Genomic DNA, 16,918 nt, shown 5'->3' with positions numbered 1-16,918 from the left:
ATAGGGCCCCCTCTTGGTGCGGAACGCTCTGGGTCAGCCGGAAAGCCCCAGCTCACGGGCGATCAGCATGCGCTGGACCTCGCTCGTGCCCTCGCCGATCTCGAGGATCTTCGAGTCCCGCCACATCCGGGCCACCGGGTACTCGTTCATGAACCCGTACCCGCCGTGGATCTGCGTGGCGTCGCGCGCGTTGTCCACGGCCACCGTCGAGGAGTACAGCTTGGCGATGGCCGCCTCCTTCTTGAACGGCTCCCCGGCCACCAGCCGGGAGGCCGCGTCGCGCCAGCCGATCCGGGCCATGTGGGCGCGCATCTCCATGTCCGCCAGCTTGAACTGGATGGCCTGGTTGTCGCCGATCGCCTTGCCGAAGGCGTGCCGCTCCTTCGCGTACTTCACCGACTCGTCCACGCAGCCCTGCGCGAGCCCGGTGGCCAGCGCCGAGATGGCGATGCGGCCCTCGTCGAGGATGCGCAGGAACTGGGCGTAGCCGCGGCCCTCCTGGCCGACCAGGTTGGCCACGGGGACCCGTACGTCCGCGAAGGCCAGCTCGCGGGTGTCCGAGGAGTTCCAGCCGACCTTGGAGTACGGGGCGGCCACCGTGAAGCCGGGGGTGCCGGACGGGACGATGATCGAGGAGATCTCGGGACGGCCATCCGCCTTGCGGCCGGTCACGGCGGTGACGGTGACCAGACCGGTGATGTCCGTACCGGAGTTGGTGATGAAGCACTTCGAGCCGTTGATCACCCACTCGTCGCCGTCCCGGACGGCCGTCGTACGGGTGCCGCCCGCGTCGCTGCCCGCGCCGGGCTCGGTCAGGCCGAAGGCGCCGAGGATCTCGCCGGAGCACATCCGCGGCAGCCACTCCCGCTTCTGCTCCTCGGTGCCGAAGAGGTAGAGGGGCATGGCGCCCAGCGAGACGCCCGCCTCCAGGGTGATGGCGACCGAGGAGTCGACGCGGGCCAGCTCCTCCAGGGCGATGCCGAGGGCGAGGTAGTCGCCGCCCATGCCGCCGTACTCCTCGGGGAAGGGCAGGCCGAAGAGGCCCATGCGGCCCATCTCGGCGACGATCTCGTACGGGAACTCGTGCCGCTCGTACAGATCGCCGATCTTCGGCGCCACGACATCGTGCGCGAACGCCTCTACGGTGCGGCGGAGTTCCTCGTGCTCGGGGGTGAGCCGGTGGTCGAGGGCCATGGTCTTCGTTACTCCTTGTGGGAGAGGGCGCGGACGGTACGGGAGGGGCTGGGGCGCCCCAACTGCTCGGCCATCCACACGCTCGTGGCGGTGAGGGCGGCCAGATCGACCCCGGTCTCGATGCCGAGGCCGTCGAGCATCCAGACGAGGTCCTCGGTCGCGAGATTGCCGGTCGCGCTCTTCGCGTACGGGCAGCCGCCGAGGCCGCCGGCGGAAGCGTCGACCGTGGTCACGCCGTGCTGGAGCGCGGCGAGGGTGTTGGACAGGGCCTGGCCGTAGGTGTCGTGGAAGTGCACACCGATCCGGTCGGTCCCCACGCCCTCCTCGTTGAGCTCGCTCAGGAGGGTCTGGACGTGCCCCGGGGTGGCGACGCCGATGGTGTCGCCGAGGCTCAGCTCGTCACAGCCGAGGTCGAGCAGGGCCTTGGCCACGCCCACCACCTGGTGGACGGGGACCGGGCCCTCCCAGGGGTCGCCGAAGCACATGGAGAGGTAGCCGCGCACGTGCGCCTTGCCCTCCTTGGCACGCGCCACGACGGGCTCGAACATGGCGAGGGACTCGGCGACGGTCCGGTTGAGGTTGCGGGAGGCGAAGGTCTCCGTGGCCGAACCGAACACGGCGATGCGGGTGGCACCGAGCGCGAGCGCGCGGTCGAGGCCGCGCTCGTTGGGGACGAGGACCGGGAGGTGGACCCCGGGCAGGTCGCCGAGGTCCGGGAACAACTGCTCGGCGTCGGCCAGCTGGGGAACCCACTTGGGGTGTACGAAGCTGGTCGCCTCGATGGTGGTCAGCCCGGCGGCGGCCAGCCGGTGGATGAACTCGGCCTTGACGGCGGTCGGAACGGCCGTCTTCTCGTTCTGCAGCCCGTCCCGGGCCCCGACCTCGTGGATCCGGACCCGGGACGGGAGCCCGGGTGCGGGGACGGCCATGGGCAGCCCGTTCATTCGCCCTCCTCCTCTTCTTCCGGGGTCACCACGGCCAGGACCTGGTCCATGGCGACGGTGGTGCCGGGGGAGACGTCGAGCTCGGTGACGGTCCCGGAGTGCGGGGCGGAGATGACGTGCTCCATCTTCATGGCCTCCACCACGAGCAGGCTCTGCCCGGCCTCCACCCTGTCCCCGACGGCCACCTTCACGACGGTGACGGTGCCGGGCATGGGGGCGGCCAGTGTTCCGGCGCCGGTGTGACCCCGGCCGCTCAAAGCTGCCGCCACGGGGTCGTACGCCTGCACGTGCCATGAGTCCGCGTCGCGGCCGAGCCAGGTCCCCTCGGGGGAGGGCGCGTAGGCGAAGCGATGCGTGACGCCGTCGAGTTCGACCGTCACGTGGTCGGGGGTGCGCGCGACGATCCGGCCCCGGGCCGGTGTGCTGGGGCTCCGCCCCAGACCCCGCGCCTCAAACGCCGGCGAGGCTGGATTTGGGCCGGCGCCGCCGTCAGGTGCGGGCAGTGGGGCGTCGGCCGAGCCGAGGAGGACCTCCGTGGCGGCTCCGGCGTCGGGCCCGGCGGGCCGGGTGCGCACCTCCACCGGGTCCTGGCCCGGGAGGCGGAAGTGGTGGACCGTCCAGGCGGGGGTCCCGCCGAGACGCCAGCCGTTGGCGGAGCCGAACGGGTCGACCCACCTGTTCAGCCCGCCCGGCGTTTGAGGACCGGGGTCCGGGGCGGAGCCCCGGTTTCGGGAAGGGGCGGGGTGGGGGAAAGATCCCCCGGCCAGCAGCGCAGCCGCCGCGTACACCTCGTCCGGGACCGACTCCGGCAGGAGGGACGCCAGGTCCCGCTCGACCAGCCCGGTGTCCAGGTCCCCGGACACCACATCCGGGTGCGCCAACAGCCGCCGCAGGAACCCGGTGTTGGTCTGGACCCCCAGGATCACGGTGTCGGCAAGGGCACCCCGCAGCACCCGCAGGGCCGCCGCCCGGTCCGGCCCGTACGCGATCACCTTCGACAGCATCGGGTCGTACGTCGACCCGGTGTCGACCCCTGCCACCAGCCCGGAGTCCGTACGCACGGAACCACCGTTCGGCTCCGACAGCGCCAGCACCGTGCCCCCGGAGGGCAGGAACCCCCGGGCCGGGTCCTCCGCGCAGACGCGGGCCTCGATCGCATGCCCGGTCAGGACCACGTCCGCCTGTCCGAAGCCCAGCTCCGCGCCGGCCGCCACCCGCAGCTGCTGCTCCACCAGGTCCAGGCCCGTGATCAGCTCGGTCACCGGGTGCTCCACCTGGAGCCGGGTGTTCATCTCCATGAAGTAGTACGAGGACGGGTCCCCGCCCGGGACGATGAACTCCACCGTCCCCGCGCCGACGTACCCGCAGGAACGCGCCGCCTCCACGGCCGCCGCGCCCATCGACTCCCGCAGTTCGGGGGTGAGCAGGACCGAGGGGGCCTCCTCGATCACCTTCTGGTGGCGCCGCTGGAGGGAGCATTCGCGCTCGCCCAGGTGCACCACGTTGCCGTGCGCGTCCGCCAGTACCTGGATCTCGATGTGCCGGGGCCGGTCCACCCACCGCTCCACGAGCAGCGTGTCGTCCCCGAAGGAGGACCGCGCCTCGCGCCGGGCGGAGGCGATCTCCTCGCCCAGCGCCGCCGCGTCCCGGACGAGCCGCATGCCCTTGCCGCCGCCGCCCGCCGAGGGCTTGAGCAGCACCGGCATGCCGATCTTCTCGGCGGCGGAGACCAGTTCGGCGTCCGAGAGCCCGCTCCCGGAGGATCCCGGGACCACCGGGACGCCCGCGGCCTGCACGGTCTCCTTCGCCCGGATCTTGTCCCCCATCAGGGAGATCGCCGAGGCCGGCGGCCCGATGAAGGCGAGGCCGGCGTCCGCGCAGGCCTGTGCGAAGGCCGCGTTCTCCGCGAGGAAGCCGTAGCCGGGGTGGACGGCCTGCGCCCCCGTACGGCGCGCGGCGTCGAGCAGCCGCTCCACCGACAGGTAGCTCTCGGCGGCCGCCGCCGGGCCGATCCGGACGGCCGTGTCGGCCTCCCGTACGTGCCGGGCGTCGGCGTCCGCGTCGCTGAAGACGGCGACGGAGCGGATGCCGAGCTCGCGCAGCGTGCGGATGACCCGGACCGCGATCTCGCCCCGGTTGGCGACCAGAACAGTGCTGAACATCGAAGAGGTCCTCACGTCACATACGGAAGATGCCGAAGCCCGAGTCGCTCAGGGGAGCGTTCGCGCAAGCCGTCAGGGCCAGTCCCAGCACCTGCCGGGTCTCCATCGGGTCGATGACCCCGTCGTCCCACAGCCGTGCGGTGGCGTAGTAGGCGTTGCCCTGGGCCTCGTACTGGGCCCGGACCGGGGCCTTGAAGGCCTCCTCGTCCTCCGCCGGCCACTCCTGGCCCGCGCCCTCGATCTGGTCCCGCTTGACCGTGGCGAGCACGGACGCGGCCTGCTCGCCGCCCATCACCGAGATCTTGGCGTTGGGCCACATCCACAGGAACCGCGGCGAGTACGCCCGCCCGCACATCGAGTAGTTGCCCGCGCCATAGCTGCCGCCGACCACCACCGTCAGCTTCGGGACCCGGGTGCAGGCCACGGCCGTGACCATCTTGGCGCCGTGCTTGGCGATGCCGCCCGCCTCGTAGTCGCGGCCGACCATGAAGCCCGAGATGTTCTGGAGGAAGAGCAGCGGGATGCCGCGCTGGTCGCACAGCTCGATGAAGTGCGCGCCCTTCTGGGCGGATTCGGAGAAGAGGATGCCGTTGTTGGCGACGATCCCGACCGGGTGGCCGTGGATCCGGGCGAAGCCGGTGACCAGGGTCTGCCCGAACTCGGCCTTGAACTCCTGGAACCGCGACCCGTCCACCAGCCGGGCGATGATCTCGCGGGCGTCGTAGGGGGTGCGGGAGTCGACGGGGACCGCGCCGTACAGCCCGTACGGGTCCACCTTGGGCTCTTCGGGGGCCTCCACCGACCAGGGCAGGGCCCCGCGCTCCGGGAGGGTCGCCACGATGTTGCGCACGATCCGCAGCGCGTGCGCGTCGTCCTCCGCGAGGTGGTCGGTCACGCCGGAAATCCGGGAGTGGACCTCGCCGCCGCCCAGCTCCTCGGCCGTGACCACCTCGCCGGTGGCGGCCTTCACCAGCGGCGGGCCGCCGAGGAAGATCGTGCCCTGGCCGCGCACGATGACGGCCTCGTCGCTCATGGCCGGTACGTACGCCCCGCCGGCCGTGCAGGAGCCGAGGACGGCGGCGATCTGTGGGATGCCGGCGCCGGACATGCGCGCCTGGTTGTAGAAGATGCGGCCGAAGTGGTCCCGGTCGGGGAAGACCTCGTCCTGCATGGGCAGGAAGGCGCCGCCGGAGTCGACGAGGTAGAGGCAGGGGAGACGGTTCTCCAGGGCCACTTCCTGGGCGCGCAGGTGCTTCTTGACGGTCATCGGGTAGTACGTGCCGCCCTTGACCGTGGCGTCGTTGGCGACGATCACGCACTCGCGGCCGCTGACCCGCCCGATGCCGGCGATGACCCCGGCCGCGGGGGCCGCGCCCCCGTACATGCCCTCGGCGGCCAGCGGGGCCAGCTCCAGGAAGGGGGATCCGGGGTCGAGGAGGGCGTCCACGCGGTCGCGCGGCAGCAGCTTCCCGCGGGCGGTGTGGCGGGCGCGGGCCTTCTCGCCGCCGCCGAGCCGGGCCGCCTCCAGCCGGGCGCGCAGGCCCTCGGTGAGCTCGCGGTGGGCGGCCTCGTTGGCCCGCCAGGCGTCGGACGCCGGGTCGGCGGCGCTCGTCAGCACTGGTGCCTGCTGCATCGGTCGAGCTCCCTTGCTCGGTGCGCTCTTGTTAATGAGCGTTAACGCATGTGGGACTTAGGTTAACGACCGCTAACGGCCCTGTCTAGAATGGATTCCCATGAGCACCAGAGCGGCCGCCCCGACCCGGCGCGAGCAGATCCTCGGCGAGGCTGCCCGCCTCTTCGCCGAGCGTGGATTCCACGGCGTCGGCGTGGACGAGATAGGGGCCGCGGTGGGCATCAGCGGCCCCGGCCTGTACCGGCATTTCGCGGGCAAGGACGCCATGCTCGCCGAGCTCCTCGTCGGCATCAGCGAGCGGCTGCTGACCGGCGGCCGTCACCGGGTGGCGGAGGCGGCGGGAGACCCGTCCGGCGTACTGGCCTCCCTCATCGACGGCCACATCGACTTCGCGCTCGACGACCGGGCGCTGATCACCCTCCACGACCGGGAGCTCGACCGGCTCCGCGAGGCCGACCGCAAGCTCGTACGGCAGCTCCAGCGTCAGTACGTCGAGCTGTGGGTCGACGTCGTGCGCGAGCTGCACCCCGAGGTGGGCGAGACGGAGGTACGGGTCTGCGTGCACGCGGTCTTCGGCCTGCTGAACTCCACCCCGCACCTGGCCGCGCTCGGCCGGGAGGCGACCGAATCACTGCTGCGCCGGCTCGCGAACGGGGCCTTCGGAGCGCTGTCGGGATGACGGGACGCGTCCGCTGGGAGGGGTGGAAGGGACGGCTCCGGGCGGGCGGCGGCAGAATGGGCCGCATGCCGAAGCCGATAGAGACGCCTGTCCCCAGCCGAGCCGAACTCATCGACCACCTGGTCCGGACGCGGATCGCGGGTGACGTGGCCACCCCGCGCGACAATTGCCTCTCCCACTACCGCAAGCTCGCCAACGGAGACCGGCACTACTGGCTGGGCCTGGAGCTCGGCGACCGCTGGACGGACGAGCAGGACGTGCTCGCGGTGATGGCGGAGCGCTGCGGGGTCGTGGACGACGCCGCGTACCGCTTCGGCCAGGAAACCATCGACCCGGAACTGACCGTGGCGGGCCTGGACCGGCTCGCGGCGCGGCTGCGCAAGGCCGCCCTGGACCGGCAGAGCGTGCTGCTGGCCACCGGGCACCCCGGGGGCCTGCTGGACGTTCACCGGGCGACGGCGGATGCCCTGCGCGCGGCGGGCTGCGAGATCGTGGTGATCCCGCGGGGCCTGACAGCCGACGAGGGCTCGGTGTGGCAGTTCGCGGACGTCGCGGTCCTGGAGCGGGGCGCGACGCTGTGGCACACCCACTCCCCGGAGCCGATGGCGGCGATCCTCGACGGCCTGGCCGCGCTGAACCGCCCGCAGCCGGACCTGGTCGTCGCCGACCACGGCTGGGCGGGCTGCGCCGCGCAGCGGGGCCTGGACGCCGTGGGCTACGCGGACTGCAACGACCCGGCGCTCTTCCTGGCCGAGGCCGAAGGCACCCTCCAGGTGGCGATCCCCCTGGACGACCACGTCCGCGACCCGCGTTTCTACGACCCGATGGTCTCCTACCTCCTGGACGCGGCGGGGCTGCTGTAGCTGGTATATCCAGCCTCGCCGGCGTTTGAGGCGCGGGGTCTGGGGCGGAGCCCCAGGGAACGGTGGAAGGGTGGGTCGGGGACGGCCCCGCAGGGTCCAGCCCTGGGGCCGGTCGGCTCACCGCACCCAGCCGCCGGTCAGGCCCTGCACGGCCGAGCCGTCGACATCCGCGAGCTTGGTGGCGACGAACTCCCGTGCCCAGTCCGAGGTCTGGACGCGGAACGCGGGCCGCTCGGCGGCCAGTACCTCGACGATCGGGGCGGCGGCCTCCGCGGAGGTCTGGGCGCCGGCGCTGTCGTAGGACTTCGTGGTCCGCTCGATGTACGCCTGCAGCGCCGGGGCATAGGGGCCGGCCTCGGCGAGCATGGCCGGGATGTCGAGCTTCAGGCTCGCCACGAACTCGCTGGCCACGGCGCCCGGTTCGACGACGGTGACGTGGACGCCGACGCTCGCGGCCACCGGAGCGAGCGACTCCATGAACCCCTCGACGGCGAACTTGGCCGCGCAGTAGGACTCGTTGAAGGGCTGGCCGACCACTCCGCCGACGCTCGTGACGGTGATGACCCGGCCGCCCGAGGCGCGCAGGTGGGGGAGGGCCGCGCGGGTGAGTTCGACGACCCCGAAGTAGTTGACCTCCATGGCGGAGCGGACCGCGTCCATGCCGTGCTGCTCGATGGTGCCGACGGAGCCCGCGCCTGCGTTGTTCACGACGGCGTCGAGCCGCCCGTGCTCGGCGACGACCTCGGCCACGCAGGTGGCTACCGAGGCAGCGTCCGTCACGTCCAGCCGCTTGACCTGCACCAGGTCGCTCACCCCGGCCTCGTCCGCGGCCTTGAGCAGGGCGTCGGCCCGGCGGGTGTCGCGCATGGTGGCGACGGTGTGCCAGCCGGCCTGCGCGGTGGCCACGGCGGCCGCCAGGCCGATGCCGGAGGAGGTGCCGGTGATGAGAACGGTCTTGGTGTCCACGAGGTCTCCCTAAGTTTGTGCGTGCACACACACATTATCTTTGTGTGCGTGTGCACGCAACCCGTATCCTGTCCACATGGCGCACAACGAGCTCACCATGGGCGGTCTCACCCCCCGCGACCACGCCTTCTACGGACTGGTCTGGGCCGGTACCACCCTCACCGCACGGGTGGACCAGGCCCTCACGCGCCGCCACGACCTGCCGCTGTCCTGGTTCGAGGTCATGCTGTGGCTGAACGGTCAGACGGAGCCGGTCGCCCCCTCCGAACTGGGGGCCAGGACCCTGCTCAGCCGCAGTCAGGTCTCCCGCGTCACCGACGCGCTCCAGGCCCGCGGGCTGGTCGAGCGGATACCGTCGCCGACCGACGCCCGCTCGACCGGGATCGCCCTCACGCAGGCGGGCCGCCGGGCCTTCGCCGAGGCCGACGCCACCCGCCGCGAGGCGCTGGCCGAGGCGTTCGACGACCGGCTCGACGACGCCGACATCGCCGCGCTGGAAGGGATCTGGGCCAAGCTCAAGGCCCGTCCGTCGAAGTAGGCGAAGGCGTCGGCGTGGGTGTCGGCGTGGGCGTCGGGTCCAGGTACACCCGGCGGACCGCCGGGAACCGCTCCCGCAGCTGCGCCTCCGCCACCTCGCACGACTGCTCCACCTGCCGCGCCGAGGCCAGGTCGTGGAAGTCGATCTTCGCCGCGATCAGCACTTCGGCCGGCCCCTGCACCAGCGTGGTCAGCTCCAGCACCGCCTCGATGTGCGGCACCGACAGCAGCTCCTCGCGTACGTCCGCGCGCATCGCGGGGGGCAGCGGCCGCCCGATCAGGTACTGCGCGTTCGAGCGGCCCAGCTCCCACGCCACCCACACCAGCAGCAGCCCGATCAGCAGCGAGGCCACCCCGTCGTAGACGCCCGACCCGGTCAGCTGCGCGCCCAGCAGTCCGCCCGCCGCCAGGGCCAGGCCGATCAGCGCGGCCACGTTCTCCAGCAGGACGGCCTTCACCGCCGTGTCCGGGGTGTGCTTCACGTACAGCCCCAGCGGTGCCTGCATCCGGGCCGCCTCGCGCCGCACCTGCCGCCAGGCCACGAGCAGCGAGTAGCCCTCCAGCAGGAAGGCGATGGCGAGGATGACGTAGGACAGCGTCGGGTTCCCCGGGTCCTCCCCGTGGATCAGCGTGTGGATGCCGTCGTAGACCGCGAACACGGCGCCGCCGACGAACGTGGCGATCGACGCGAGCAGGGCCCAGATGTACCGCTCCGGCCCGTACCCCAGCGGGTGCGCCTCGTCGGCAGGCCTCGCGCTGCGCTTCAGCGAGGCCAGCAGCATCACCTCGGTCACCGTGTCGGCGACCGAGTGCGCGGCCTCGGACAGCATGGCGCTCGACCCGCTGACGACCCCGCCGACGGCCTTGGCGGCCGCGATGCCGAGGTTGGTGACCACGGCCACGACGACCGTGCCGACGCTTTCCTCTTCACTTCCGCTGCTGCTCGACATGGAGTGACGGTACGTCGGACGGCCGTACTACGCGCGCGGGACGCGCACCACACCCTCCTGGATGACGGTGACGGCCAGCCGGCCGTCCTGGGTCCAGATCCGGGCCTGGCCGAGGCCCCGCCCGGCGGCGGCCGAGGGCGACTCCTGGTCGTACAGCAGCCACTCGTCCGCGCGGAACGGCCGGTGGAACCACATCGCGTGGTCCAGCGAGGCGCCGACGACATCGCCGACCGCCCACCCGCCCCGCCCGTGCGCGAGCAGTACGGAGTCGAGCAGGGTCATGTCGGAGACGTACGTGGCCAGGCAGGTGTGCAGCAGGGGATCCGCGCTCTCCAGCTTGCCGGCGGTACGGAACCACACCTGCGAGCGGGGCTCGATCGGTTCGCCGACGCTGCCCCAGGGCGGGGTGGTCGCGTACCGCAGGTCGACCGCGCCGCGCGCGTCGATCAGCCGCTCCACCGTGCCCGGGTCGCGGAAGATCTCGCGGTAGAGCGGGAGGGATTCCTCGGCCGTCGGCAGGGATTCCGGATCGGGCGCGTCGGGCATCGCGGCCTGGTGGTCGAGGCCCTCCTCGTGCGTCTGGAACGACGCGGAGAGGTGGAAGATCGGCTGTCCGTGCTGGACGGCGACGACCCGGCGCGTGGTGAAGGAGCGCCCGTCGCGGATCCGGTCGACCGAGTACACGATGGGCGCGCCCGGGTCACCGGCGCGCAGGAAGTACGAGTGCAGCGAGTGCGCCGTGCGGTCCTCGGGCACGGTGCGCCCGGCCGCGACCAGGGCCTGGGCGGCGACCTGGCCGCCGAAGACCCGCGGTACCAGCGCCGAACGGCTGGTACCGCGGAAGATGTTCTCCTCGATCTGCTCGAGGTCGAGCAGATCGAGGAGCGTCGTCAGTGCCTCGTTCATGAGGGGAAGGGTAAGTCCCTTGTCCCGACGGACCCTTACAGGCCCATCGACTTGGCGATGATCGACTTCATGACCTCGCTGGTGCCGCCGTAGATGCGGTTCACGCGGTTGTCGGCGTACAGGCGGGCGATCGGGTACTCGTTCATGTAGCCGTACCCGCCGTGCAGCTGGAGGCACTTGTCGATCACGCGGTGCGCGACCTCGGTGTTGAACAGCTTCGCGGACGCGGCCTCGGCGGCGGTCAGCTCACCGGCGTCCAGGGCCTCGAGCGCGCGGTCGGCGACGGCCTCGGCGGCGTCCACCTCGGCCTGGCAGGCGGCCAGTTCGAACTTGGTGTTCTGGAAGTGCGCGACCGGCTTGCCGAAGACCGTGCGGTCCGTGACGTACTGCTGGGCGAACCGGACGGCGGCCTTGGCCTGCGCGTACGCGCCGAAGGCGATGCCCCAGCGCTCGGAGGGCAGGTTCGCGCCGAGGTAGTAGAAGCCCTTGTTCTCCTCGCCGAGCAGGTCCTCGACCGGGACCTTGACGTCGACGAACGCCAGCTCGGCGGTGTCGGACGTGCGCAGGCCGAGCTTGTCGAGCTTGCGGCCGATCGAGTAGCCCTCGGACTTGGTGTCCACGGCGAAGAGGGAGATGCCGAAGCGGCGGTCGTCCTCGCGCGGGGAGGAGGTGCGGGCGCAGACGATCACGCGGTCGGCGTGCACGCCACCGGTGATGAAGGTCTTGGAGCCGTTGAGGACGTAGTGCGTGCCGTCCTCGGAGAGCTTGGCGGTGGTCTTCATGCCCGCGACGTCGGAGCCGGTGCCCGGCTCGGTCATCGCGAGGGCCCACATCTCCTCGCCGGTGACGAACTTCGGCAGGAAGCGCTTCTTCTGCTCGTCGCCCGCCAGCATCTTGATGTAGGGGAGGGCGAGCAGGACGTGGACGCCCGAGCCGCCGAACTGGACGCCGGCGCGCGAGGTCTCTTCGTAGAGGACGGCCTCGAACTTGTGGGTGTCCAGGCCCGCGCCGCCGAACTCCTCGGGCACGTTGATGCCGAAGATGCCCAGCTCGCCGAGCTTGTAGTAGAACTCGCGGGGCGCCTGCCCGGCCGTGAACCACTCGTCGTAGACGGGGACGACCTCGGCCTCGATGAAGGCGCGGATGGTCTCGCGGAACGCCTCGTGGTCCTCGTTGAAAACGGTACGGCGCACGGGCCGACTCCCCTCTTTTGCGGCTAAACCGCCGCCGCTCTCGCGGAGGTGGTTGCGCGCCGTCGTGGTTCCTCAATTGATGGCTGAGGTCTAAGCGCTTGCTCAGATTAAGTTACCGGCGAGTTGTGGTGCGTGTCCAGGCTACGTAGCGCAAACCACAGCTCCATGCGCGTGTCCGGGTCGTCCAGGTCGCGGGCCAGGAGCGCCGCGCAGCGGGCCACGCGCTGGCGGACGGTGTTGCGGTGCACGCCGAGGGCGATGGCCGTACGGTCCCAGCTGCCGTGGTGGGCCAGCCAGGCGCGCAGGGTTTCCGACTGGACGGGGGTCAGCGGCGCCAGCAGCGCACGGGCGTGGGCCTCGGCCGCGCCGGGCGGGACCAGGGCCGCGAGTCCGCCCTCGCGGTGCCGCAGCAGCGCGGCGCGGGCCGCTTCGGCCCGGCGCAGCGCCCCGGCGGCCTGCGCGTCGGCCGCGGCGAGCTCCCCGGCGGCGGCCGGGGCGCTGATGCCGAGCCGCCACCCGGGCCGCGGAGCGGGATCCCGGTCCAGGAGCAGGCGTACGGTCCCGCCCGCGCCGGCGGGGGCGGCGAGGGTCGCGCCGAGGCCCTCGGCCAGGGCCGCCACGGCCTCAGGGTCGGAGGCCGAGGCGGCCCCGGCCCCCGGCAGGGGCCGGGCGTGGGCCACGGTCCACGGGCCGGGGCCCAGCAGCGCGGCCGCCTCGGCGGCCGGCCCGCCCAGCAGGAGCGACAGCAGGGCCGCCGACCGGGCGCCGGCTCCGGCGGTCTGCCGGGGCGCGGTCAGCAGGGTGAGGAGGACGGCGGCGGCGCCCGCGATGGTGTGGTCGCCGGGGGTGCGCTCCGGGGCGGCGAGGAGGAGCACCGGGCCGGGCACGCCGCCGCCCGCGCCGCCGGTGTCCCGGGTGGCGGGCCGGCGGCCCAGGGCGTAGGCGGTCAGGTGCCAGCCCGCCGCGGTGTCCGTCGCGGTCACCGGCCCGCTGCCGCCCACCCGGGCGGCGAGCGCGTCCAGGGCCTCGCGCACCGGCGGCGGGACCGCCCGTTCGGAGGTCTGCGCGACGGGGACGTCGGGACCGGCCGTGACTCCCGGACGCGCCGAGCCCGCCGACCCGGCCGGACGCGCCGACCCGGCCGGGTCGACCAGCTCCGCGTGCCCGCCCAGCGCGGCGGCCAGCCGGCCCAGGACGGCCGGGACCGGGTCCGGGCGGGAGGCCGCGGCGGCCAGCGACCGCTGGGCCTCGGCGACCCGGCGCAGCTCCCGGGTCCGGGCCTCCGCCATCAGCCGCCACACGGTGCGCGCGACCGCCGCGAACGGGGTTCCCGGCTCCACCTCCACGAGCGGGAGTCCCGCCGCGGCGCAGGCCGCCACCAGTTCCTCCGGAACCCGCTCGTGCACCGGGGTCACGCCGAAGCCGAGGGCCGCCACCCCCGCCCGCACCAGCCGGCCGACGTACTCCCGCGGGTCGTCGGACCAGGCCCCCGCCGTGAGCAGCAGTTCCCCGCCCAGCAGGTAGGGCGAGGGGTCGGCCATCTCGGAGGCGTGCACCCCGTGCACCTCGGCCGCTTCGGCCCCTTCGGGTGCGGCGAGCAGTCGCAGGCCCAGCGCCGCCAGCGGCACCGCTGTGGTGGGAGGGGCTCCGGCCCCTTCCGGAAGCTCTGACATGGATGCTCCGTACACTCCGAGGGCGATTCGTGGATGAAACCTACACTTCGGGCGCGCCGGGAGGCGCCGTACGCTCGAAGGACCGCACCGTTCAGTCATCCAGAAGGGCACCCCCTCATGAGCACGCAGCCGCGCGGCCCCGTCGACTCCTCCCGCATCCCGCGCTACGCGGGCCCCGCGACCTTCGCCCGGCTGCCCCGCCTCGACGAGGTCGGCGGCAGGGCGGACGTGGCCGTCGTCGGCGTGCCCTTCGACTCCGGGGTCTCCTACCGCCCCGGCGCCCGCTTCGGCGGCAACGCCATCCGCGAGGCCTCGCGCCTGCTGCGCCCGTACAACCCGGCGCAGGACGCCTCCCCGTTCGCGCTCGCGCAGGTCGCCGACGCCGGTGACATCGCCGCGAACCCCTTCAACATCAACGAGGCCGTCGAGACGATCGAGGCCGCGGCCGACGAGCTGATCGGCAACGGCTCCCGCCTGATGACCCTCGGCGGCGACCACACCATCGCCCTCCCGCTGCTGCGCTCGGTGGCCAAGAAGCACGGCCCGGTCGCGCTGCTGCACTTCGACGCGCACCTGGACACCTGGGACACGTACTTCGGCGCCGAGTACACGCACGGCACCCCGTTCCGGCGCGCCGTGGAGGAGGGCATCCTCGACACCGAGGCGCTGTCCCACGTCGGCACCCGCGGCCCGCTGTACGGCAAGCAGGACCTGGACGACGACGCCAAGATGGGCTTCGGCATCGTCACCTCCGCGGACGTCTACCGGCGCGGCGCCGACGAGGTCGCCGACCAGCTGCGCCAGCGCATCGGCGACCGTCCCCTCTACATCTCGATCGACATCGACGTCCTGGACCCGGCGCACGCGCCCGGCACCGGCACCCCCGAGGCCGGCGGCATGACCTCGCGCGAGCTGCTCGAGATCATCCGGGGCCTGTCCTCCTGCAACCTGGTCTCGGCGGACGTCGTCGAGGTCGCCCCGGCGTACGATCACGCGGAGATCACCTCGGTCGCGGCCTCGCACACCGCGTACGAGCTGACCACGATCATGAGCCGTCAGATCGCGGCCGCGAAGGCCGCCGGCTGACGGCGACGGCGAACCCGAAGGGCGAGTAAGCGCACGTGACGCACGACCACGACCTGGTACTCCGTCCCACCGAAGCCCAGAAGGCGGCGGCGCTCTCGCCGCCGCCGGGGCGCTCGGGCGGGGACCTGGTCGTGGAGACGCTGCGCTCGCTCGGCGCCACCACCGTCTTCGGACTCCCGGGCCAGCACGCCCTCGCCCTCTTCGAAGCCGTAGGCCGCTCCGACCTCCACCTCATCGGACTCCGTACGGAGAACAACGCGGCCTTCGCGGCCGACGCGTACGGCCGTATGACGGGCGAGGCGGTCCCCCTCCTCCTCTCCACCGGTCCGGGCGCGCTGATGGCGCTGCCCGCCCTCGCCGAGGCGGCCGCGGCATCCGCCCCCGTCCTGGCGATCTCCTCCCAGGTCCCGACCGCGGGCCTGGGCGGCGGCCGCCGCGGACACCTGCACGAGCTGCGGGACCAGGCGGCCTCCTTCCGCGACGTGGTCAAGTCCGTCCACATCGCCCGCACCCCCTCCCAGATCCCCTCGGTCATCGCCGAGGCCTGGGAATCGGCGCTGAGCGCCCCGCACGGCCCGGTATGGGTGGAGATCCCGGAAGACGTCCTGCGTGCGGATACCGTCATCCCGCAGGTCACCGGCATGGACGCGACCCCGCACGAACTGGCCCCGCGCCCCGAGCTCACCGCTCTGGCCGCCCACTGGCTGGAGAACGCGGAGCGCCCGGTGATCATCGCGGGCGGCGGAGTCATCCGCTCGGACGCGGCGGGCAAGCTCAAGCAGCTGGCGGAACGCCTCAACGCCCCCGTGGTCACCACCTTCGGCGGCAAGGGCGCGTTCCCCTGGAACCACCCGCTCTCCCTCCAGTCCTGGATGGAGGACCGCCACATGACGGACTTCCTGGAAGACGCGGACGTCCTGCTCGTGATCGGCTCGGGCCTGGGCGAACTCAGCTCCAACTACCACACGTTCTTCCCGGAAGGCCGGGTCGTCCAGATCGAGGCGGACCTGGGCAAGCTGGAATCGAACCACCCCGCCCTGGGCATCCACGCGGACGCCCGCCTCGCCCTCCAGGCCCTCCTGGAAACGGTCGCCGAGCGCGAGGACCCGACCGCCCCCGAGCGCGTCGCCCTGCTCCTGTCCTCCATCGCCGGCCGCCTGGCCTCCCAGGACCTGGCCCTGGAGCAGCAGCTCCTGACCTCGATCCGCGGGGCCCTCCCGCCCCGCTCCCCGTCCTTCTGGGACATGACGATCCTGTCCTACTGGGCCTGGTCGGCCTTCGACCCGAAGCACCCCAACACCATGCACTCGGCCCAGGGCGCGGGCGGCCTCGGCTACGCCTTCCCGGCAGCCCTCGGCGCCTGCCTCGCCGACCCGGGCACCCCGGTCCTGGCCGTCTCGGGCGACGGCGGCGCGATGTACTCGATCGCCGACCTGGCCACCGCCCGCCAGCACGACCTGGACGTCACCTGGCTGATCGTGGACGACGGCGGCTACGGAATCCTGCGCGAGTACGGCTGCGCAACGGGCACGACCCTGACCCGCCCCGACTTCGTGGCCCTGGCCGCCGCCTTCGACATCCCGGCCTCGACCACCACCCCGGAATCCCTCCGCGAGGACCTGGCCAAGTCCCTCAAGACCCCCGGCCCTTCGCTCCTGCTACTTCCGGCCAACCTCAAGATGTTCGCCCCCACCCACGTCTAAGGGGTGCGCGGGCCGGGTTAGGTTGTTGGTGATCAGTCCCGGTCGCAAATCTTTGGGGGAGCGGTGTCGTTCGAGCAGGAGTGGGCCCAGCAGAAGCAGCCGGGCGACGGAGTCCTGGGGACGGCCCCTCCCGCGAAGAAGAAGGCGGCCGACACCATCGAGAACGTCCTCCAGCCCGGCACGACGAAGGCGGCCGACGCCGCTGACGAGCCGACGACCACCGCGGTCAAGGCCTTCACCGGTTGGGAGACCGCTGCGGGCCTGACGAAGGCGCACGCGCACTGGGACGACCAGGTGAGGCGCCTGATGGGGCGGCTGAGTTCGGAGAAGACGGCCCTGCGCGGGGCGTCGAACCTCTTCACCGGGAACGACCAGCTGACGGGCCAGAGCTTCCAGCCGGTCCAGTCCAAGCTCGCGGGCCTGTAGGGG

Annotated in this window: 15 protein-coding genes; 6 read left to right on the top strand and 9 right to left on the bottom strand. The window is 72.7% G+C overall.

Annotated features, from left to right (window positions below):
• Nucleotides 1-33 precede the first annotated feature (33 nt).
• Genes OHU74_RS12575 through OHU74_RS12560 form a run of 4 tightly spaced genes read right to left on the bottom strand, consistent with a single transcriptional unit; the run spans nt 34 to nt 5,933 of the window.
• A complete protein-coding gene (locus OHU74_RS12575) occupies nt 34-1,194 on the bottom strand; it encodes an acyl-CoA dehydrogenase family protein (RefSeq protein ID WP_371615975.1) in 1,161 nt (386 codons plus the stop codon).
• Nucleotides 1,195-1,202: 8 nt separating this feature from the next.
• A complete protein-coding gene (locus tag OHU74_RS12570; protein WP_371615974.1) occupies nt 1,203-2,138 on the bottom strand; it encodes a hydroxymethylglutaryl-CoA lyase in 936 nt (311 codons plus the stop codon).
• Nucleotides 2,135-4,300, bottom strand: a complete 2,166-nt coding sequence (locus OHU74_RS12565) for a biotin carboxylase N-terminal domain-containing protein (protein ID WP_371615973.1) — start codon at nt 4,298-4,300, stop codon at nt 2,135-2,137. Before OHU74_RS12565 ends, OHU74_RS12570 begins: the two co-directional genes overlap by 4 nt.
• 16 nt (nt 4,301-4,316) lie before the next feature.
• The gene (locus OHU74_RS12560; RefSeq protein WP_371615972.1) at nt 4,317-5,933 is read right to left on the bottom strand and encodes a carboxyl transferase domain-containing protein; all 1,617 of its coding nucleotides are present in this window, start codon (nt 5,931-5,933) and stop codon (nt 4,317-4,319) included.
• 100 nt (nt 5,934-6,033) lie between these two features.
• On the opposite strand from OHU74_RS12560, the gene OHU74_RS12555 reads away from it, so the two are divergent.
• Both OHU74_RS12555 and OHU74_RS12550 read left to right on the top strand, forming a co-directional pair.
• Nucleotides 6,034-6,612 carry a TetR/AcrR family transcriptional regulator gene (locus OHU74_RS12555; RefSeq protein WP_371615971.1) on the top strand — a complete coding sequence of 193 codons (579 nt, stop codon included), beginning with the start codon at nt 6,034-6,036 and terminating at the stop codon, nt 6,610-6,612.
• 56 nt (nt 6,613-6,668) lie between these two features.
• Entirely contained in the window at nt 6,669-7,475 is an 807-nt protein-coding gene (locus OHU74_RS12550) for a phosphatase (RefSeq protein WP_371619664.1), read from the top strand.
• Between the two features lie 117 nt (nt 7,476-7,592).
• Here OHU74_RS12550 and OHU74_RS12545 read toward each other — a convergent pair whose 3' ends face one another.
• Nucleotides 7,593-8,441: an SDR family NAD(P)-dependent oxidoreductase gene (locus OHU74_RS12545; protein ID WP_371615970.1), complete on the bottom strand. Its 849-nt coding sequence runs from the start codon at nt 8,439-8,441 to the stop codon at nt 7,593-7,595.
• 76 nt (nt 8,442-8,517) lie between these two features.
• On the opposite strand from OHU74_RS12545, the gene OHU74_RS12540 reads away from it, so the two are divergent.
• The gene (locus tag OHU74_RS12540) at nt 8,518-8,979 is read left to right on the top strand and encodes a MarR family winged helix-turn-helix transcriptional regulator (protein WP_371615969.1); all 462 of its coding nucleotides are present in this window, start codon (nt 8,518-8,520) and stop codon (nt 8,977-8,979) included.
• Here OHU74_RS12540 and OHU74_RS12535 read toward each other — a convergent pair.
• From OHU74_RS12535 to OHU74_RS12520, 4 genes are all read right to left on the bottom strand, one after another.
• Nucleotides 8,957-9,928 (bottom strand): cation diffusion facilitator family transporter, encoded by a 972-nt coding sequence (locus OHU74_RS12535; protein ID WP_371615967.1) that lies wholly within the window; start codon nt 9,926-9,928, stop codon nt 8,957-8,959. The genes OHU74_RS12540 and OHU74_RS12535 overlap by 23 nt on opposite strands.
• 27 nt (nt 9,929-9,955) lie before the next feature.
• A complete protein-coding gene (gene tesB / locus OHU74_RS12530; RefSeq protein ID WP_371615966.1) occupies nt 9,956-10,834 on the bottom strand; it encodes an acyl-CoA thioesterase II in 879 nt (292 codons plus the stop codon).
• A gap of 35 nt (nt 10,835-10,869) precedes the next feature.
• Nucleotides 10,870-12,027, bottom strand: a complete 1,158-nt coding sequence (locus OHU74_RS12525) for an acyl-CoA dehydrogenase family protein (RefSeq protein ID WP_330296487.1) — start codon at nt 12,025-12,027, stop codon at nt 10,870-10,872.
• 107 nt (nt 12,028-12,134) lie between these two features.
• Nucleotides 12,135-13,700 (bottom strand): helix-turn-helix domain-containing protein, encoded by a 1,566-nt coding sequence (locus OHU74_RS12520; RefSeq protein ID WP_371615965.1) that lies wholly within the window; start codon nt 13,698-13,700, stop codon nt 12,135-12,137.
• 117 nt (nt 13,701-13,817) lie between these two features.
• On the opposite strand from OHU74_RS12520, the gene speB reads away from it, so the two are divergent.
• The 3 genes from speB (at nt 13,818) to OHU74_RS12505 (ending at nt 16,915) form a co-directional block, all read left to right on the top strand.
• A complete protein-coding gene (gene speB / locus OHU74_RS12515; protein WP_371615964.1) occupies nt 13,818-14,786 on the top strand; it encodes an agmatinase in 969 nt (322 codons plus the stop codon).
• Between the two features lie 35 nt (nt 14,787-14,821).
• Nucleotides 14,822-16,489 (top strand): thiamine pyrophosphate-binding protein, encoded by a 1,668-nt coding sequence (locus OHU74_RS12510; protein ID WP_371615963.1) that lies wholly within the window; start codon nt 14,822-14,824, stop codon nt 16,487-16,489.
• 63 nt (nt 16,490-16,552) lie between these two features.
• A complete protein-coding gene (locus tag OHU74_RS12505; protein ID WP_371615962.1) occupies nt 16,553-16,915 on the top strand; it encodes a hypothetical protein in 363 nt (120 codons plus the stop codon).
• Nucleotides 16,916-16,918 lie beyond the last annotated feature (3 nt).

The sequence above is a fragment of the Streptomyces sp. NBC_00454 genome (genome assembly GCF_041434015.1).
Classification (GTDB): Bacteria; Actinomycetota; Actinomycetes; order Streptomycetales; family Streptomycetaceae; genus Streptomyces.
This window is presented reverse-complemented; position numbering and strand designations above follow the sequence as displayed.

Coding starts and splice junctions, on each gene's coding strand:
- OHU74_RS12555 (WP_371615971.1), top strand. CDS start 6,034: ATGAGCACCAGAGCGGCCGCCCCGACCCGGCGCGAGCAGATCCTCGGC.
- speB (WP_371615964.1), top strand. CDS start 13,818: ATGAGCACGCAGCCGCGCGGCCCCGTCGACTCCTCCCGCATCCCGCGC.
- OHU74_RS12535 (WP_371615967.1), bottom strand. CDS start 9,928: ATGTCGAGCAGCAGCGGAAGTGAAGAGGAAAGCGTCGGCACGGTCGTC.
- OHU74_RS12575 (WP_371615975.1), bottom strand. CDS start 1,194: ATGGCCCTCGACCACCGGCTCACCCCCGAGCACGAGGAACTCCGCCGC.
- tesB (WP_371615966.1), bottom strand. CDS start 10,834: ATGAACGAGGCACTGACGACGCTCCTCGATCTGCTCGACCTCGAGCAG.
- OHU74_RS12560 (WP_371615972.1), bottom strand. CDS start 5,933: ATGCAGCAGGCACCAGTGCTGACGAGCGCCGCCGACCCGGCGTCCGAC.
- OHU74_RS12565 (WP_371615973.1), bottom strand. CDS start 4,300: ATGTTCAGCACTGTTCTGGTCGCCAACCGGGGCGAGATCGCGGTCCGG.
- OHU74_RS12570 (WP_371615974.1), bottom strand. CDS start 2,138: ATGAACGGGCTGCCCATGGCCGTCCCCGCACCCGGGCTCCCGTCCCGG.
- OHU74_RS12520 (WP_371615965.1), bottom strand. CDS start 13,700: ATGTCAGAGCTTCCGGAAGGGGCCGGAGCCCCTCCCACCACAGCGGTG.
- OHU74_RS12540 (WP_371615969.1), top strand. CDS start 8,518: ATGGCGCACAACGAGCTCACCATGGGCGGTCTCACCCCCCGCGACCAC.
- OHU74_RS12550 (WP_371619664.1), top strand. CDS start 6,669: ATGGGCCGCATGCCGAAGCCGATAGAGACGCCTGTCCCCAGCCGAGCC.